At 43.1% G+C, this 18,017-nt stretch carries 18 protein-coding genes; 15 read left to right on the top strand and 3 right to left on the bottom strand.

Annotated features, from left to right (window positions below):
• Positions 1–74 precede the first annotated feature (74 nt).
• Genes BM176_RS09535 through BM176_RS09525 form a run of 3 tightly spaced genes read right to left on the bottom strand, consistent with a single transcriptional unit; the run spans position 75 to position 3,027 of the window.
• Positions 75–1,370 carry a radical SAM family protein gene (locus BM176_RS09535; protein ID WP_090102209.1) on the bottom strand — a complete coding sequence of 432 codons (1,296 nt, stop codon included), beginning with the start codon at positions 1,368–1,370 and terminating at the stop codon, positions 75–77.
• A 23-nt stretch (positions 1,371–1,393) separates the two neighbouring features.
• Positions 1,394–1,984 (bottom strand): hypothetical protein, encoded by a 591-nt coding sequence (locus tag BM176_RS09530; protein ID WP_090102207.1) that lies wholly within the window; start codon positions 1,982–1,984, stop codon positions 1,394–1,396.
• Positions 1,984–3,027: an agmatinase family protein gene (locus BM176_RS09525; RefSeq protein ID WP_090102205.1), complete on the bottom strand. Its 1,044-nt coding sequence runs from the start codon at positions 3,025–3,027 to the stop codon at positions 1,984–1,986. The genes BM176_RS09530 and BM176_RS09525 overlap by 1 nt, the downstream gene beginning before the upstream one ends.
• Positions 3,028–3,241: 214 nt before the next feature.
• On the opposite strand from BM176_RS09525, the gene BM176_RS09520 reads away from it, so the two are divergent.
• The 15 genes from BM176_RS09520 (at position 3,242) to BM176_RS09450 (ending at position 17,995) form a co-directional block, all read left to right on the top strand.
• Entirely contained in the window at positions 3,242–3,640 is a 399-nt protein-coding gene (locus BM176_RS09520; RefSeq protein ID WP_090102203.1) for a cytochrome c maturation protein CcmE domain-containing protein, read from the top strand.
• Positions 3,641–3,687: 47 nt separating this feature from the next.
• Positions 3,688–6,189 carry a cytochrome c biogenesis protein CcsA gene (ccsA, locus tag BM176_RS09515; protein WP_255373482.1) on the top strand — a complete coding sequence of 834 codons (2,502 nt, stop codon included), beginning with the start codon at positions 3,688–3,690 and terminating at the stop codon, positions 6,187–6,189.
• A gap of 36 nt (positions 6,190–6,225) precedes the next feature.
• The gene (locus BM176_RS09510) at positions 6,226–7,230 is read left to right on the top strand and encodes an alpha/beta hydrolase (RefSeq protein ID WP_090102201.1); all 1,005 of its coding nucleotides are present in this window, start codon (positions 6,226–6,228) and stop codon (positions 7,228–7,230) included.
• 96 nt (positions 7,231–7,326) lie between these two features.
• Positions 7,327–7,947: a DUF4294 domain-containing protein gene (locus BM176_RS09505; protein WP_090102199.1), complete on the top strand. Its 621-nt coding sequence runs from the start codon at positions 7,327–7,329 to the stop codon at positions 7,945–7,947.
• 407 nt (positions 7,948–8,354) lie between these two features.
• On the top strand, positions 8,355–8,867 hold the full coding sequence (locus tag BM176_RS09500) for a SusC/RagA family TonB-linked outer membrane protein (protein ID WP_090102197.1): 513 nt from the start codon (positions 8,355–8,357) through the stop codon (positions 8,865–8,867).
• 62 nt (positions 8,868–8,929) lie between these two features.
• Positions 8,930–9,661, top strand: a complete 732-nt coding sequence (bshB1, locus tag BM176_RS09495; protein ID WP_090102195.1) for a bacillithiol biosynthesis deacetylase BshB1 — start codon at positions 8,930–8,932, stop codon at positions 9,659–9,661.
• 630 nt (positions 9,662–10,291) lie between these two features.
• Complete coding sequence (locus BM176_RS09490) at positions 10,292–10,846, top strand: peroxiredoxin (protein ID WP_090102193.1); 555 nt, start codon at positions 10,292–10,294, stop codon at positions 10,844–10,846.
• 79 nt (positions 10,847–10,925) lie between these two features.
• Positions 10,926–11,513 carry a carboxymuconolactone decarboxylase family protein gene (locus BM176_RS09485; RefSeq protein WP_090102191.1) on the top strand — a complete coding sequence of 196 codons (588 nt, stop codon included), beginning with the start codon at positions 10,926–10,928 and terminating at the stop codon, positions 11,511–11,513.
• A gap of 220 nt (positions 11,514–11,733) precedes the next feature.
• Positions 11,734–11,970 carry a 50S ribosomal protein L28 gene (gene rpmB, locus BM176_RS09480; protein WP_090102189.1) on the top strand — a complete coding sequence of 79 codons (237 nt, stop codon included), beginning with the start codon at positions 11,734–11,736 and terminating at the stop codon, positions 11,968–11,970.
• Positions 11,971–12,001: 31 nt separating this feature from the next.
• Positions 12,002–12,184 carry a 50S ribosomal protein L33 gene (gene rpmG, locus BM176_RS09475; protein WP_089784713.1) on the top strand — a complete coding sequence of 61 codons (183 nt, stop codon included), beginning with the start codon at positions 12,002–12,004 and terminating at the stop codon, positions 12,182–12,184.
• Positions 12,185–12,266: 82 nt separating this feature from the next.
• Positions 12,267–12,437 (top strand): DUF4295 family protein, encoded by a 171-nt coding sequence (locus tag BM176_RS09470; RefSeq protein ID WP_090102187.1) that lies wholly within the window; start codon positions 12,267–12,269, stop codon positions 12,435–12,437.
• Between the two features lie 209 nt (positions 12,438–12,646).
• Positions 12,647–13,609, top strand: a complete 963-nt coding sequence (gene ftsY / locus BM176_RS09465) for a signal recognition particle-docking protein FtsY (RefSeq protein ID WP_090102185.1) — start codon at positions 12,647–12,649, stop codon at positions 13,607–13,609.
• A 190-nt stretch (positions 13,610–13,799) separates the two neighbouring features.
• Positions 13,800–14,672, top strand: coding sequence for a cupin-like domain-containing protein (locus BM176_RS09460; protein WP_090102183.1), 873 nt, complete (start codon positions 13,800–13,802; stop codon positions 14,670–14,672).
• Between the two features lie 168 nt (positions 14,673–14,840).
• Positions 14,841–16,148: a 30S ribosomal protein S12 methylthiotransferase RimO gene (gene rimO, locus BM176_RS09455; RefSeq protein WP_090102181.1), complete on the top strand. Its 1,308-nt coding sequence runs from the start codon at positions 14,841–14,843 to the stop codon at positions 16,146–16,148.
• 74 nt (positions 16,149–16,222) lie between these two features.
• The gene (locus BM176_RS09450; protein ID WP_090102179.1) at positions 16,223–17,995 is read left to right on the top strand and encodes a DEAD/DEAH box helicase; all 1,773 of its coding nucleotides are present in this window, start codon (positions 16,223–16,225) and stop codon (positions 17,993–17,995) included.
• Positions 17,996–18,017 lie beyond the last annotated feature (22 nt).

The raw sequence follows: 18,017 nt of genomic DNA, 5'->3' as shown, positions 1-18,017 counted from the left end.
AATCATATAAACATCGATCCCCATCAGCAAAGCCGATGGGGATCGATGTTTATTAAAAGAAGTAATATACTGAATTAAAAATGTGCAAAGTCTTGTGAATAATCTCCTTTAATCCTTTCTATCGGTGGATTGAAATAACCATATTTCAGGTGAGGAAATTCTTCCAGGATCAGTTCCTGCAACTGTTTTACACCCAGGCATTCTCCAGGATCAGTTATTCCCATACGTCCCATATACCAGTCAGGATCGATATTAAAATTACGCCACTGGATCATATTCAAATCTGTATCGCGGATCAGTTTGCGCAATGCTTCATATTCTTCTGCACTATCCGTGATGCCGGGAAATACGAAGTAGTTGATGGAAGTCCATCCGCCAAATTCACGTACTACTTTCAGGCTTTCCACGATATCATCGAAAGTGTAGTTATTAGGTCTGTAATAAGGTGTATAAATTTTTTCACGGGCAGAGTTGGTACTTACGCGAATGCTGTTCAGTCCTGCTTTACAAAGCTCTCTTACTGCATCAGGTTTACTACCGTTTGTATTGATATTGATACTGCCTTTAGAAGTATGCTTACGTATTTCAATGATAGATTCACGGATGGTTTCCCACATAAGCAGTGGCTCACCTTCACAACCTTGTCCGAAGCTTACGATAGGGAAAGGTGCGGTTTCAAGATGAGGTACGGTATATTCCACAATCTCGTGTGCAGTAGGTTTAAAGCGCAGGCGATCTTGTGTGGATACAATCGTTTCTTCTTCCGGCTGGAAAGAAATGCAACCTATACAGTTGGCATTACAGGCGGGTGAAGAAGGGATCGGACATTCCCAGCGACCCATAAAATAGTTACGGGCAGCAGGACAGTGGTAAGTCAGTGCGCAATTGTCTGCCAGGTGTTGTACCAGGCGGTTATGCGGGTAAGCCTCTACTAATGTTTTTACTCCCTGTTTTACTTTTTTATCGTCAAAGCCGGCACATTCCTGACGGATATCTGCTTCAATACGGGTTGCAGGTACATAGAATTTACCATCCAGCCATCCTACTGCTGTATAGCAGAAAAGGGGCAGGGTAGGCGCATCCGGCATCGTTTCGTAAGCTGCCAGGTAGAATCCTGTATGTGCAGGGGGAATGAAAGCCGCTACAGCCCATCCTTTATCACACAGTTCCATTTCACCCGTAAGGGCATTCAAACCAATACCACGACGACCGGGTAATTCATACAGAGAGCCGCCTTCCGGCAGTTCTATCCATTCATCCGGATCTATCGGCCATGCATCCCAGCCACTACGGCCAGTGGTATGCATCGTCAGATCTTCGAAAATATTGCCTTTCCCGTCCGAGTATAATATGTATGGAGACTGTTTCAAAATGAGTTGTTCGTTTTATGTTATCAGAGCCTGCTTTTGAAGAATGTATTCATTTCTTCTGCGGTTACTACTCCCGTTTCATCCAGTACTTCAAGTTGCATAATTTTGTTATTCTTAAAGTCAAGTGTCAGCAGGTCGTCGCGCAAAATTACGTTATTCAGTTGGTTCCAGCCAATCAGGCGCTCTGAAAAAGTGGTAGGAAGGGTAATGCCCATTGTATCTATCCTGGCAAAGGAGGGCTGGAATATTTTATATTCGGCCCATCCGATATAGGCGGTTGCAATACCGGTAAGCAGTAACAGTAAGCCTATCATCGGTTCCAGGTGACTTAAAAAATACAGGCATCCCGTAAAGCAGGTAAAGGCCTGTACCATCCGGGTGAGGCTGTTGGCCGCCTGAATGTTACTGAACCTTTTCATAATGAAAGGGAACATAATACTGGCCAATCCCAGCAGGAAGAAAAAGATGGTCATGCTCCAGTTCGGCGCCAGGCTTTTATAAATGCCTATTCCATTCAGCAGGAACAATATGCCAACCAGCATATGCATTACCGGTTGTAACCGCAGACGTGTAAGGGTGTTCGGGTGAAGAATCCGTAATTTGTACTGTTTCATTATTTATTTGAATATACAAGCAGGTTACATAGTTTAAAAAGTACTCTTGCGCCTACATTGGCATCCCACTCATCGTGGGAAGTACTTACCTCATTCAGATCGAACCCGATGAGTTTGCGACCACTGTCTATTACTTTTCTGAACAGGTAATAGAGTTGTTCAGTTTCAAAGCCACCGGGTACCGGGGTACCTGTACGGGGACATAGTTTTGGATCCAGTCCGTCAATATCAAAGCTGATATATACCTGTTCCGGCAGGGCTGCTATAATATCATCACAGATGGTACACCAGGAGTCTCCCTCATACTGCCTGGTTTTCAAATCTTTATCAAAGAAAGTTACCACTTTTCCGTTACTGTTCTGCACATAGTCCAGTTCTTCTTCACAATAATCCCGGACACCTATCTGTACCAGCTTTTTCAGTTGGGATACTTCATTCAGTGCATTATACATAATGGAGGCATGGGAATACTGGAAGCCTTCATATCCATTGCGGAGGTCGCAATGGGCATCTATCTGTAAAATACCAAAATCACCTTTTTTCTCACCAATGGCTCTGAAGAATCCCAGGGGAGTGCTGTGATCTCCACCTACCAGTCCTACAAGTTTACCCCTATTTAATAAAGATATAGTCTGACCGTACACCCATTCGTTCATCAGCTTGGTACCCGTATTTACATCTACCAGCGTTTTCTTCAGAAATTCGTTTTCAGAGAGATTTCCTCCTTCCGTCAGGAACCGGAGGTATAATTCAGCTTCTTTCCGGAGATAATCACTGCGTAACAGCATTTGCTTATCAGGGTGCCGCATATAAAAGCCGCTTTTCCAGCCATCTTTTACATCTGCATCGTACAGGTCTACCTGAAGGGAGGCTCTGTAAATCTGTTCAGGGCCTCTTGCCGTACCGTGGGTATAGGAAACAGTTACTTCCCAGGGAACCGGCAACAGTACCAATGCCGCGTCATCCTCACAAAAAGGTAAACCAAAAACATTATTGGATACCAGGCTTACCGAATTGGGATCGAATTGAGATAAATCAGCCATGATATTGTTGTTCTATAAAATATTTTGGCGGCAAAGATAGTACTTTATAGGTTCTGCACCTTGTATTTCGGGTTTCGCAAGAGGCCGTTACCCGGAGGATGATAAAAATCATGTTTCCTTTTATGTAAAAAAAGACTTCCGAAGGCCATTTTGAGTTAATTTTGCGCAGCGAAAGATTAATCTGAAAAAAAGGGAAGCTTAATATATTTACCACATGAAGAAATCTAACATTGTTTTGCTGGTGTTGATTGCCATTGCCATAGGAGTAGTTGTTACAGTGGCTGGCGATTTCAGTACCTATGAAACATTTGCTACGGCACGACAGAAAGAAGGAAAGGAATTCCAGATTATCGGACAACTGGATACAACAAAGGTAATGCACTACGATCCCATAAAGGATGCAAACCTGTTCAGCTTCTACGTAAAAGATAAAACGGGAGAAACCCGTCGTGTTATATTCCAGGGTACCAAACCTACTGACTTCGAAAAGGCTGAGAGCGTGGTGCTGACTGGTAAAATGGCCGGGAATGGAGAATTTAAGTGCAGTAAGATCCTGATGAAGTGTCCTTCTAAATATAAGAACGACCAGGTGGTAACAGCCAACAAGGTATAACCTGCCATCCATTTACCCCCATATTTTAACTTATTAGTGATTTTGTATTGGAAACAACATACATAGGGGAACATTTATTACCCGGACAATTAGGTCATTTTTTTGCGGTGCTGGCATTTGTGGCATCTATGGTTGCGGCTGTAAGTTATTTCATAACAGTACAGACGAAAGAGGAAGCTTTGCAGCTTTCCTGGAAAAGACTGGCCCGCTGGGCTTTCGTGATACAATCGGCCGCTATTTTAGGCGTGTTCTTCTGTTTGTACATGGCTCTTTACAATCATTACTTTGAATACAAATACGTATGGCGTAACTCGTCCCGCAGTTTGCCGGTAAGTTACCTGCTTTCCAGCCTTTGGGCCGACCAGGAAGGTAGTTTCCTTTTATGGTCTATCTGGCAGAGTGTGCTGGGTCTGGTACTGATGCGTACAGCTAAAAAGATGGAAGCGCCTGTATTGGCGGTAATGTCTTTCGGACAGGTGTTCCTGGCCAGCATGCTGATTGGTATTTACATCCTGGGTTATAAGGTGGGTAGCAATCCTTTCCTGCTGCTGCGTTTTGCAGAAGAAAATCAGGGCCTTCCATGGGTATCCCGTCCGGATTACCTCACCTTCGTGAAAGATGGTAATGGATTGAACCTTTCCCTGCAAAACTACTGGATGGTGATTCATCCGCCGGTAGTATTCCTTGGTTTTGCCTCTACGATTGTACCTTTTGCTTTTGCCTTTGCCGCTTTGTGGACAAAGGAATATAAGGAATGGACAAAACTGGCATTGCCATGGTCACTGTTCTCCGGTATGATGCTGGGTACAGGTATTATGATGGGGGCAGCATGGGCTTACGAGTCACTGACTTTTGGCGGTTACTGGACATGGGATCCTGTTGAAAATGGTTCCCTGGTTCCCTGGCTTACGCTGATAGCAGGTATTCATACTCTGCTGGCTTACAGATCAACCGGTCATGCATTAAAATCTACTTTCTTCTTCTTCTTTATATCTTTTATTCTTATTCTGTATTCTACCTATCTCACCCGTAGTGGTGTTTTGGGAGATACTTCTGTACATTCCTTTACTGCTTCCGGGATGGATGTACAGCTACTGTTATACATGGCAGTATTTGCCCTTCCGGCTTTTGCGCTGCTGATTATACGCAGAAAACAGATTCCTTCTATTGTAAAGGAAGAGAGTACTTACTCCCGCGAATTCTGGCTGTTTATCGGCGCACTGATTCTGCTGGTAGCGGCTATCCAGATCCTGTTCACGACTTCTATTCCGGTATGGAATAAACTGCTGACAGGATTAGGAATCAAATCTTTATTTAAGATGCAGGATCTTGCTCCTCCGGCCGATGGGATGTTCCATTATAATAAGATCCAGATCTGGATTGCTATTGTATTGGGCCTGCTGACTGCTACCGTGCAATATCTGAGATTTAAGGATACACCCAGAGGGGAGCTGACAAAAAAACTGGCTGTTCCTACTATTATCAGTCTGGTAGCTACCGCTTTAATAGGCTGGTTGGGTAAAATCGACTATGATGTATATGGCGCCGGCTTCCTTGTTGCTATTTACCTGATGCTGTTTGCCAGTGTGTATGCTGTTATCGCGAATGTATCATATATTTTTATTGGCCATAAAGGAAAGCTGAAAGTAGCAGGAGCTTCTGTAGCGCATGTTGGCTTTGGACTGGTGCTGCTGGGAATCCTGATCACTTCCGCCAAAAAAGAAGTAATCTCGATCGACCGTATGAAGATGCTGGACGGTGGCTTCTTTGGCAAAGACAGTAAAGAAAATTCCCGTGAGAACCTGATGTTACCAAGGAATTTCCCTGTTCAGATGGGAGATTATCATATTACTTATGCGGGAGATTCACTGGCCGATAACGATGCCAAGACTTATTACCTGGTAAGATATGAGCGCAGGGAACCGGCTACGGGTAAGATTACAGAGCAGTTTACGCTGCATCCCGATGCGTTCTTGAGTAATAGGGGCGAACAGGGACTAACACCCAATCCGGACTCTAAACACTATCTCACAAAAGATATCTTCACTTATATCACGGCCGTACCTATGAAGGATGATGGCAGTGATACTGCTCAGTACACGCCGCATGAGGTAAAACCAGGAGATTCCATTTTCTTCTCTAACGGACTGATCGTTCTGGAGTCATTGGAGCCACAGCCAAAGAATCCTAATTATAAAGGAGAACCGGGCGACCTGGCAGTAGGAGCAAAACTGAAAGTATTTACCAAGAACAATGAGAAATACAGCATAGAACCGGTGTATTTTATCCGGGATAGCAGTTTCCAGTATAATATTCCCGATACCGTAGCTCCGTTGTCATTATATGTGCGTTTCAGCAAAATATTGCCTAAAGACAATAAAATAGAGCTGGAAGTGAAAGAATCTGCCACTTTTAAGGACTATATTGTAATGAAAGCACTGGTTTTCCCGTTCATTAATGTGTTGTGGATAGGTACTTTGATAATGATTGTGGGATTCCTGATGAGTATTTATCAAAAAGTGAAAGCGTTAAAGAGGAAGACAGCCTGACAATAACGTGTTCCGTAAGGAACGAATACACACCCTATGAAGCGCAAATGGCTCCGCATTTCCCTGATTATTATTTCAATACTGGTAATAATATATTACCTGGGACCGCGTCCTGCATCTCCAGTATATGATCCTATCCTTCCTGCAGTTCCGCAGGAGGCGGGGGCACTGGAGAAGTATATTACCAGTAAAGAAGCCCGGCATCGCCTGAAGCCAGATAATGAAGCCCGGATTGTATGGTACGACTCTGTTCCCCGTAAAACGAAATACAGCGTGGTGTACCTGCATGGATTTTCCGCCAGTCAGGAGGAGGGAGATCCTGTTCACAAGGATTTTGCACGGCGTTATGGCTGTAATCTCTTTCTGTCACGCCTGGATGGGCATGGAATAGATACCAGCGATCCATTGCTGACGATGACTGCAAGAGGTTTATGGGAAGATGCCAAAGAGGCCCTGGCTATCGGGAAGTCACTGGGAGAAAAAGTAATCCTGATGACCACCTCCACCGGTGGTACCCTGGCACTGAAACTGGCAGCTACCTATCCGAACGATATCTTCGCCATTATTAATATGTCGCCGAACATTGCGATTAATAATAACATGATTTTCCTGGCCAACAATCCCTGGGGCTTAAATATCACCAGGATGGTGATGAATGGCAAATACATGGAAGCAAAGACTTTCAGTGAGGAAAGAAGTAAATACTGGAATAAAAGATACAGGCTGGAAGCGATAGGAGAACTGCAAAGTCTTGTAGAAACGACAATGGAGCCTTCTACTTTCAGGAAAGTAAAACAACCAGTCCTGAACCTCTATTATTATAAGGACCCTGAGCACCAGGATCCTACGGTAAAAGTTTCAGCTATTCTCTGGATGGAAAAAGAACTGGGTACGCCAGACAGTCTGAAAGAAGCCATTGCCATACCAGGAGCAGGGGCACATGTTTTGGGATGTTACTTTGTTGCCAAAGATATTCCCGCTGTAGAAAAAGCAATTGATGCTTTTGCTGAAGAAAAGCTGAGCCTGGGAGCAAAACAGTAGCCTCTGTAACCTGCAATGCTATAGCATCGTTCTATAATTATAAAAACCTTAACTTTAGCATAGTATTATGAAAGGTTTAGGAATATTTTAAGAATTATGCACCGTCTTGTAACTGCTATTTCCTTGCTTACTTTAGTGTTATGCGTTCTGTGTTGTGCAGAGAGCAGGGCCCAGACCCGTCATGGGGCGGACAGCATCCCGGTGAGCGCTATTGTAATGGATGGCGATACTATTCCTTCTATAACGCTGAGACTGGTAGAGGTGGTTGATAAGTTACCCAAAAAGTTCCGTAAACAGCGGGAGCAATGGACGCGGTTAAGGAATGCAGTATATGTAACTTACCCTTATGCAAAAGCAGCCGCCAGGATTCTGAAAGATGTGAATAGCCGCCTGGCTACCATCCATGATAAAAGAGAGCGTAAGGCATATCTTTCTACCATAGAGAAACAAATGAAAGCCCAGTTCGGGGATAAACTGGAAAACCTCTCGGTATACCAGGGAAAAGTCTTAATGAAGCTCATTAACAGGGAAACAGGGGAGAATTGTTATGAGATCATAAAAGAACTGAAAGGAGGATTTTCTGCCCGTGTATGGCAAACCGTTGCGTTCTTCTTTGGCGGTAACCTGAAAAGTGAATATGACAGGGATGAGGATAAGGATATTGAGGCCATTGTTCAGGAAATTGAAATGTACCGGGGCTCCAGGGCAGTACTATAATTAATTAAAGCACCATCTGAAATAATTTAGCAAAAGGCTTCCTGTGAAGCCTTTTTTTGTGCCTGTTTTTTAATGAATAAACTGGCTGACACTTCATTTCTCCAAAAACTAATACGGACAACTTTCACCTCATCTTTCAGTATTAAATAACTCTTTATTGATTGAAAATCAATAAAGAAGATCTTGAATGGCCACTAGCCTGGTTTACATAACAGATGTAAAACAAAAGTATTGTATAAGTAAAGCATATACAAAGCATATCCCAAGAAGTATGCTTCATCTATGCTTTATATATGCTTCATTTATGCTTTATATATGCTTTATCTCTCTTCTAAGCCTTATGCAGAGGGCCTTTCAGCCGATTTATTTTTCGTTACTTAAAAGTATGCTTTTAAGTAACTTTAGAGATGCAATTCAGAATTATTTTTTCGTGTTTTATTTTAGCAGTTTTCACCTGTAGCGCACAGGATGGCCAGGGATATTTAACAATGAATCCGTCACAGGATAGCACCCTTTTCTTTTTGGATAGTGTGGAAACCGATGGAGGAATGGCAGGATTGAGTCCGGACAGGATTGCCCTGATTAATGTGGTAAAAGGAAAGAAGTTACAGGAACGTTATGGTGCAAGGGCAGCGAATGGGGTGATCTATATTGAAACCAAGCCATTTGCGCGTAAACGTTATAATAAAATGTTTGGTGAGTTATCTCCCGCTTATGCAGCCACTTTAAAGCAATATGGAAGTGACAGCAGTTTTCAGTATATCCTGGATGGCGCTTTGCTTACCAATAGTATAGAGCCGATGCTGGCGGCCCTGGAAAGGAAGAATATTGCTGATATAACCATTATAGACCCTAAACTCCTGAAAAAGCAGTATAAAGTAAATGACAAGCTGGCAGGGGTAGTGATCCGTTCCCGGTAAGGGTTGGTGTGTTCATCAATGCCCTTTATCTTTGCACTCCACCAAAAGAGAGGAAGTTTCCAATGAAATTAGATATACTGGCAATAGCAGCTCATCCCGATGATGTAGAGCTGGCCTGTGCAGGTACCCTGATGGTACATGCTGCGCAGGGAATGAAAGTAGGGGTATTAGATCTTACACGTGGTGAATTAGGAACCCGTGGCACTGCTGAGACAAGGGAAGAGGAAGCGGCGGCGTCTGCGGCCGTAATGGGACTGTCGGTACGTGAGAATCTGGGCATAGCTGATGGCTTTTTCAGGAATGAAAAGGCAGAGCAACTGGCCCTGATTACTGCAATCCGGAAATACCGGCCGGATATTGTGCTGGCAAATGCATTCGAGGACCGGCACCCGGATCATGGAAGGGCAGCCCGGCTGATTGCAGATAGCTGCTGGTTATCCGGACTGAGAAAGATTGAAACTACCCTTGATGGGCAGCCACAGGAAGCATGGCGTCCTTCTCAGGTGTTCCATTTTCTACAGGAGAAGTACGTAGAGCCGGATTTTGTAGTTGATATCACTGATGTGATTGAACGCAAAAAAGAGGCTATAAAATGCTTTAAAACACAATTTCTGGCACCGGCGGCAGACAATGAACCACAGACCTATATTTCTTCACCCGCGTTTTTTGATGGTGTAATCAACCGGGATAAGACAATGGGTAAGATGGTAGGGGTGGCTTATGCAGAAGGGTTTACCACAGTGAAGATGTTGGGTATCAGGAGCTTTAAGGATCTGATCAACAATGTTACATGAACCGTTGAGCAGTTTCTACAATATATGTACTTCAGGGACCAACTTTCAGGTTGGTCCTGTTTTTTATATGAATGTTAAGAAGAGTGAATTTTATTGAAATGAGAAGGGGATTCTCAATATCAGAAGATAACTAAATTGGAATAGTGTGGGCAACAGCAAGCCTGCTTCCTTTTCCAGGAAGAGTATGCACGAGATATTTTTTACAATTACATTGGTCAGCCACTAACTATACATTAAATGAAAAGATCCTGTGTTGCATCGAATTCATCTTCTTTGCTCACAGCATTTTTAATGAAGGGAATTAAAGCAATTCCAATTGTTAACACCACCAGTAGTACATTTTTTAATTTCATTTTCTCATCATTTTAAAAGTAACGGATATGTCTATATAACTAAATAACGTGCCAAATTGTTACGGATTTAGTGAAAAAATGTTAAGATTATATTATCCTCCTGGCCTGAGGGGTGAAAACAGGCCTAAATAGCTGTCCCGTAAACATTTTGGGGCTATATAGAGTTTTTCAATAGATGTGTGGAAAAAATCTATTTGATTAATAGACGATTGACCATGACCTTTGCGTCCGAATTAAGGACATAAGACACAATAAATCAAAAATTGACATACGAATTATGAGAAATGTAATTTTATCTGTAGGCTCGGAGTTTCCTGAGTTTAAGAAAACGGCAGTAATATCTATCGAGAAAGGTAAGGAGTTTTACGAATTGTCATCTGAAGAATTAAAAGCTTCCGGCAAATGGGTAGTAATGTTCTGGTGGCCTAAGGACTTCACTTTTGTTTGTCCTACTGAGATTGCTGAATTCAACAATCATTACCAGGATTTCGTAGATCGCGATTCTATCCTGATAGGAGCTTCTACCGACAGTGAGTTTGTACATGCTGCATGGAGAAGAGATCATGCTGATCTGCGTGGTCTGCATTTCCCGATGCTGGCTGATACTTCCAAATCCCTGGCTACTGAACTGGGTATTTTGTCAGAAGGCGAGAAAGTTGCTTACCGTGCTACTTACATCGTAGATCCACAGGGTATTGTACGTTGGGTATCTTTATACGACCTGAATGTAGGCCGTAACGTTAAAGAAGTATTACGTGTACTGGATGCGCTGCAGACAGATGAGCTGTGCCCTTGCAACTGGGTGAAAGGCGAAGCTACACTTGTTGGCTAAATTTATTCCGGGTCCATAGTCGATAGTCCATGTAAATGGATATACGGACTATGGACCTTTTCTTTTAAATCAATTATATATGTTCGCAACAACAAATCAGGATACAGCTATTCAGTTATTACAGGTAGTAGGATTAACAGAAGCACAGCTTTCCACACGCTTACGCAGCCTGGCAGATACAGATGCCCGTTACCTGAAGGATCTTAAGATAAATGTAACCAACTCCCTTACAGCCACTACCTTATCGAAAAAGGAAGCTTACCTGTTGGGACTGGCAGTAGCTGTGAATGAGAAACATGTAGAGCTGCAGGCTTCATTTGAAAAGCTGGCTACTGAGGAAGGAGCAACCGCCAAAGATATCGCTGAAATTATCAGCTGTACTTCTTTGATGAATGCAAATAATGTGTACTATCGTTTCCGTCACTTCGTGAACAAGGAATTCTACACAGCAACCCCTGCCGGCATCCGCATGAGCATTATGGCTAATCCGGTACTGGGTAAGGAGTTCTTCGAACTGGTAAGCCTGACCGTATCCGCCCTGAATGGTTGTGAAATGTGTGTAACCTCTCATGAGGAAGCGCTGTTAAAACATGGTACTGAGCAACAAAGAATTCTGGAAGCTGTAAGATTAGGCGCAGTATTAAGAAGTTTGGTTGTACTTTTGTAAAGTAAACCACCTTTTTGTGTGAATGGTGACAATAATGAAGGATGTGGATATCTCAATTTAAAATAGCAGGTAACTGTCTTAATTAGATGAAGATCAAGCATTTGGAATAATACTTACCGTCCATAGATTTACACATTGGGTTATTGTTAATAAAAAGCGACTGCAATTATTTGTTAAATCAATAATTAAAAGCGACTTTTGCAGTCCAAAATTTAGTATCATGGCAAGAGTATGTCAGGTGACAGGAAAGAAGCCGATCACGGGTCACCATGTTTCCTTCTCCAACATTAAGACTAACAGGAGATTTCTGCCTAATCTGCAGAAAAAACGCTTTTTCCTGGCGGAAGAAGATCGTTGGATTTCTTTGAAAGTATCTGCTGATGGTTTAAGAACTATCAACAAGAATGGTTTGTATGCAGTAGTTAAAGACTTGCGTGCAGCTGGTCAAAACATCTAATTATAAGCATTCACTTTAATTTGTATAGACAATGGCAAAAAAAGGCAACCGGGTGCAAGTGATATTGGAATGTACAGAGCATAAGACTTCTGGTCTGGCTGGTACTTCCCGTTATATCAGCACCAAGAACAAAAAGAATACTCCTGAACGTCTGGAGCTTAAGAAGTTCAATCCTATAATGAGGAAAGTAACTGTTCATAAAGAGATTAAATAAGTCGTTGAGTTGTTGTATGGTAAGATGGTTGTTTATGCAGCTATTGTTCCATACAGCCATGAAACCATAAAACAATAAAACAATGGCAAAACAAGCAAAAACCGCGATCAAGAAAGATGCGAAAGCTGCTGCTGAAGCGAAAGTGTGGACTAAAGTGATCAGAGCGGTACGTTCTCCTAAATCTGGTGCTTATACCTTTAAAGAGGCTATCGTGCACAAGGATAAAGTTCAGGAGCACATTAACCAAAAGTAATTAGGCTTTACTAATAATACTATAAAAGCTGTCCTTTAATGGACAGCTTTTTGTGTTGGTAGTAAGTTGGAACCAAGTTGACTTTCAGTAGGATATAATAAGACCTCATAATGCTCGCAACGTGCGAGTTGTACTGTAAATTCGTTAACTTGACGCTCGGAAATTGTACTATAGCCCCCTATAGGACTATAGACTCAAAATAAAAGACCATGAGTTTTTTCAATAAATTATTTTCAAGGGAAAAGAAAGAAAGCCTGGATCAGGGGTTACAAAAAACTAAAGAAAACTTCCTTACAAAAATAGGACGAGCCATAGCTGGTAAGTCCACCGTGGATACTGAAGTGCTGGACAGCGTGGAAGAAGCACTGGTGTCTGCAGACGTAGGCGTTGATACTACCGTACAGATCATTGACCGGATAGAAAAGAGAGTAGCGAAAGATAAGTATCTGGGAACGAGCGAGTTGAATAAGATGCTGCAAGAAGAAATTGCGGCATTACTGGTAGACGCTCCGGATAGTGGTTTCCGTGATTTTGATATACCGGCCGATAAAAAGCCTTATGTAATAATGGTGGTAGGGGTGAATGGTGTAGGTAAAACTACCACTATTGGAAAACTGGCTTATAACTTCAAGAAGGCTGGTAAAAGTGTATTACTGGGTGCGGCAGATACTTTCCGCGCAGCTGCAGTCGATCAGCTGACCATCTGGAGTGAGCGTGTAGGTGTTCCAATTGTAAAGCAGCAAATGGGATCCGATCCCGGAGCAGTTGCTTTTGATACAGTACAGAGCGGACTTGCCCGTAATGTGGATGTGATCATCATTGATACTGCTGGTCGCTTACATAATAAAGCCCACCTGATGGAAGAGCTGAGCAAGATTAAGCGTGTAATGAAGAAGGTGATCCCCGAAGCACCACATGAGGTATTACTGGTATTAGATGGCTCAACCGGGCAGAATGCACTGGAACAGGCCCGTCATTTTACGGCGACTACCGATGTAACGGCCCTGGCTATCACCAAATTGGATGGTACCGCAAAAGGTGGGGTTGTGCTGGCCATTGCTAACCAGTTCAAAATACCGGTAAAGTATATCGGCATCGGAGAACGCATGGAAGATTTACAGGTATTCAATAAAGTAGAGTTTGTAGATTCCCTGTTTAGCATGAATGATTGACATGCACATCTTTATCATGTAAACATTTGATTTTCATATATCTTACAAGGTATACTCATATATTTGGTTCGGGCATTTTGCCCGAACCTTTTTTATTTTTGACTGTTATCCCTTAGGCCAGCGGCACATTTATTGTAACACTCCGTTTATTCACTAATTGTTTCACCGACTCCTTAAACAATGCGTTATTATGCAGATTACCTCCATTGACAGAGTTGAGAACATTACCCCTGAAGCATTTAAGAAGAACTATTATGATACACGTAAACCCGTTATAATTACCGGACTAAGCAAAAACTGGCCGGCTTACGAAAAATGGACCTGGGACTATTTTAAGTCAGTGGTGGGTCAGCAAACGGTAGGCTTGTATAATAATACCAGGGCTGGTGCTAAAACTTTGGTGAATGGTGCAGATGCATACATTCCATTTGGAGACTATCTCGATATGGTGAAACAGGGGCCTGTACAATTGCGGATCTTTCTTTTTAATATCTTCCAGCATGCTCCACAGATAGCGGAAGATATTATCTGGCCGGATGAATATTCGTCAAGGTTCATGAAAAAGTACCCAATGCTGTTTGTAGGCGGGGCTGGTTCAGTGGCACATATGCATTACGATATTGACCTCTCGCATATTTTTCATACACAGTTTATTGGCCGGAAAAGGGTATTACTGTTTGATAATCAGCAATCACCCTACATATACCGGATGCCTTTAACAGTAGAAAGCGCTGCCAGTTTTGTGAACTGGAGTGAGCGGCTGGATACGGATGAGTTTCCGGCCCTGGATTTAGCAAAAGGGTACACGACCATCCTGGAGCATGGAGATACCATGTTTATGCCTGCCGGTTATTGGCACCATATGGAATATCTTGACAGCGGTTTTGCCATGAGCCTGCGGGCGCTGGATCATACTTTGTCCGGGAAACTCAATGGTTTATACCACCTGGTAGGGTTGCGGGGAATGAATAATCTGCTGATAAAGCTGGCTCCGGAGTGGTGGTACCATTATAAAAGGAGGGTAGCAAAAAGGAGGGCCGACCGAATTTTAATTGGTAATTGACATTTCGTAATTAATTAGTTACCTTTGCATTTCTTAAAACCAATAACCCCCACTAAGGCTCATAGTCACTAAACAGTAAGTCTGCTGTTCTCTTCGTTCGTGTCTGGATGTCTTCGTGGCGGTAAGCAAATAAGCCCAAGGCTGGTTTGCCAGTAAAAAAAATCGCGCTTGAAGACAAAAACTTTAAAGAAAGATAAGGTTAATATAATTACGCTGGGATGTTCCAAGAACATGGTGGATTCTGAAGTGCTCAGCGGACAGTTGCTTGCCAATGATATAGACGTAGTGCACGAAAGTGGCCGTAAGGACCATAACATCGTAGTTGTCAATACATGTGGCTTTATCGACAAGGCTAAAGAGGAATCAATCAATACTATATTAGACCAGGTAGAACTGAAACAACGTGGCCGCCTGGATAAGGTGTATGTAACCGGTTGTTTGAGTGAGCGTTACCGTGGAGATCTGGAAGCAGAGATTCCCGGTGTGGATGCCTGGTTTGGTACAATGGAATTACCATTGATCCTGAAGCAATTTGATGCTGATTACAAAGCAGAACTGATAGGAGAGCGTTTGCTCAGTACCCCTACACACTATGCTTACCTGAAAATAGCCGAAGGCTGTAATCGTACCTGCTCATTTTGTGCCATCCCTCTGATGCGTGGTAAACATGTATCAAGACCTATTGAACACCTGGTAGCAGAAGCTGAAAAGCTGGTGAATTCAGGTGTGAAGGAAATTATGCTGATTGCACAGGAGCTGACCTATTACGGTCTGGATCTTTATAAAGAGCGTCGCCTTCCGGAACTGATGCGTGCATTGGCAGGTATTAAGGGGTTGGAATGGATCCGTTTACATTATGCTTATCCGCATAAGTTTCCGATGGAGATCCTGGATGTAATGAAAGAGTTTCCGAACATCTGTAATTACATTGATATGCCTTTACAGCATGCGGCAGACAATATGCTGAAAGCCATGAAACGCCAGATCACCCGTGCGGAGATGGAAGATCTGGTAACAGCCATCAGGGAAAAGGTACCGGGCATTTGTTTGCGTACCACGCTGATCACCGGTTTTCCGGGAGAAACGCTGGAAGATGTGGAAGAAATGAAGGCCTTCCTGGTGAAAATGCGTTTTGACAGGGTAGGAGTATTTACATATAGTCACGAAGAAGGCACCTCTGCTTACGACATGGCAGATGATATTCCTGCAGAAGAGAAAGAGCGCAGGGCACAGGATATCATGGAAGTACAGCAGGAAATTTCCCTGGAAAAGAACCAGGAAAAAATCGGACAGGTGCTGAGGGTGATTGTAGACAAGAAAGAATCCGGCCGTTATCTGGCCCGTACGGAGTTTGACTCTGTAGAGGTGGATAATGAAGTGATCATAAATACTACCAAACGCCTGAAACCGGGAGAGTTTGTGACAGTAAAGATCACTAAGGCATTCGATTATGACCTGGAAGGGGAATTAATTTAAACAAGAAGAATTTAATCAGCTAATTCGGCTGACTTATACAACGGCTCCCGACGGAGCCTGATTAAAGCAAATCAATGATTACATTTGAAACATTAGGCTTACAAGAGCCACTTTTAAAAGGAATCCAGGACCTTGGATTTATTGCACCTACACCGATACAGGAGAAAGCAATCCCGGTATTATTAGGCGGTGACAGAGACTTTGTAGGTCTGGCCCAGACGGGCACCGGTAAAACAGCAGCTTTTGGCCTGCCGTTATTACAACAGATAGATTTGAAGCAACGTCACCCTCAGGGGTTGATATTGTGCCCTACAAGGGAATTGTGCTTACAGATCACCAATGACCTGAAGAATTTCAGTAAACATCTGGGTGAAGTAAGTGTAGTAGCCGTTTACGGTGGATCCAGCATTGTACAGCAGTTGCGCGATCTGAAAAGAGGTGTGCATATTGTTATTGCTACTCCCGGCCGTTTACTGGACATTATAGAGCGTAAGGCAGTTAACTTTACCAATGTACGCTATGCCATTCTGGATGAGGCAGATGAAATGCTGAACATGGGATTCCAGGAAGACATCAACAATATATTATCCAACACTCCGGATACCAAAACCACCTGGTTGTTCTCTGCAACAATGCCACAGGAAGTTCGTCGTATTGCTCAGAAATACATGAAAGATCCTTTTGAGCTGACTGTAGGTAACAAAAACAGTGGTAACGTAAACATCGAGCATGAATATTATGTGGTTCGTCCGCGTGAGAAATATGCTGCGCTGAAACGTATCGTGGATTTCAACCCCGATATCTTTGGTATCGTATTTACCCGTACTAAAATAGAATCACAGGAAATTTCTGAATCCCTGATCCGCGATGGCTATAATGCAGATGCATTACATGGTGACCTCACCCAGCAACAGCGTGATAAGGTAATGAAACGTTTCCGTGACAGATCTTTGCAGGTACTGGTTGCAACTGACGTTGCTGCCCGTGGTATTGACGTGGACAATGTAACACACGTTATCAACTACGAACTGCCTGATGACGTTGAGAACTACACACACCGTAGCGGTCGTACCGGTCGTGCAGGTAAGTCAGGTATCTCTATCGCCATCATCAGTGGCCGTGATATCGGAAAGATCCGTCAGATTGAAAGAGTATTAGGTAAGAAGTTTGTGAAGACTGACGTACCTGATGGTTTTGCAGTGTGCGAAAAACAATTGTTCGGACTTGTACATAAAGTACATAACGTAACAGTAAACGAAGAACAGATCGAACCATATCTGGAACGCATATATGAACAATTTGCTGAAATGAGCAAAGAAGAAATCATTAAGCGTTTCGCATCCCTGGAATTCAATGAATTCCTGGAATACTACCAGGATGCTCCTGATCTGAATGTGAAGGAAGAAAGACGTTCCCTGGATGGTGGTGCAACCGGCGTTGATCGCGGCAGCAGAAGCAACGGTAAATTTACCCGTTTGTTTATCAACCTGGGTTCTGTAGATGACTTCACCCGTGGCGATATGTTACGTTACCTCTGCGATACAAGCGGTGTACGTGGCAATAAGATCGGTCGTATAGATCTGAAAGGTGTGTATTCTTTCTTTGAAGTAGAAAACGATGTTGTAGAACAATTTCAGCAGGTTTTCAAAAAAGCAGAATATAATGGCCGCAGCGTACGTATAGAAATGTCTCAGGATGGTGATAAACGTCCAAGATCTGGTGGTCCTGGTGGATCAGGCAGTGGCCGTCCGCGTGAAGAAGGTCGCAAGCGCTGGGAAAGCAGTGGTAGCGGTGAAAGAAGCGGTTCCGGTGGCAGAGCAAAACCAGCTTACAAAAAGAGATACTAAGCGCTCTTCCGGGCATTTACCC

The sequence above is a fragment of the Chitinophaga sp. CF118 genome, assembly GCF_900112615.1.
GTDB lineage: Bacteria > Bacteroidota > Bacteroidia > Chitinophagales > Chitinophagaceae > Chitinophaga.
This window is presented reverse-complemented; position numbering and strand designations above follow the sequence as displayed.

Coding starts and splice junctions, on each gene's coding strand:
- BM176_RS09530 (WP_090102207.1), bottom strand. CDS start 1,984: ATGAAACAGTACAAATTACGGATTCTTCACCCGAACACCCTTACACGT.
- BM176_RS09525 (WP_090102205.1), bottom strand. CDS start 3,027: ATGGCTGATTTATCTCAATTCGATCCCAATTCGGTAAGCCTGGTATCC.
- BM176_RS09520 (WP_090102203.1), top strand. CDS start 3,242: ATGAAGAAATCTAACATTGTTTTGCTGGTGTTGATTGCCATTGCCATA.
- BM176_RS09510 (WP_090102201.1), top strand. CDS start 6,226: ATGAAGCGCAAATGGCTCCGCATTTCCCTGATTATTATTTCAATACTG.
- BM176_RS09505 (WP_090102199.1), top strand. CDS start 7,327: ATGCACCGTCTTGTAACTGCTATTTCCTTGCTTACTTTAGTGTTATGC.
- BM176_RS09500 (WP_090102197.1), top strand. CDS start 8,355: ATGCAATTCAGAATTATTTTTTCGTGTTTTATTTTAGCAGTTTTCACC.
- bshB1 (WP_090102195.1), top strand. CDS start 8,930: ATGAAATTAGATATACTGGCAATAGCAGCTCATCCCGATGATGTAGAG.
- BM176_RS09490 (WP_090102193.1), top strand. CDS start 10,292: ATGAGAAATGTAATTTTATCTGTAGGCTCGGAGTTTCCTGAGTTTAAG.
- BM176_RS09485 (WP_090102191.1), top strand. CDS start 10,926: ATGTTCGCAACAACAAATCAGGATACAGCTATTCAGTTATTACAGGTA.
- rpmB (WP_090102189.1), top strand. CDS start 11,734: ATGGCAAGAGTATGTCAGGTGACAGGAAAGAAGCCGATCACGGGTCAC.
- rpmG (WP_089784713.1), top strand. CDS start 12,002: ATGGCAAAAAAAGGCAACCGGGTGCAAGTGATATTGGAATGTACAGAG.
- BM176_RS09470 (WP_090102187.1), top strand. CDS start 12,267: ATGGCAAAACAAGCAAAAACCGCGATCAAGAAAGATGCGAAAGCTGCT.
- ftsY (WP_090102185.1), top strand. CDS start 12,647: ATGAGTTTTTTCAATAAATTATTTTCAAGGGAAAAGAAAGAAAGCCTG.
- BM176_RS09460 (WP_090102183.1), top strand. CDS start 13,800: ATGCAGATTACCTCCATTGACAGAGTTGAGAACATTACCCCTGAAGCA.
- BM176_RS09450 (WP_090102179.1), top strand. CDS start 16,223: ATGATTACATTTGAAACATTAGGCTTACAAGAGCCACTTTTAAAAGGA.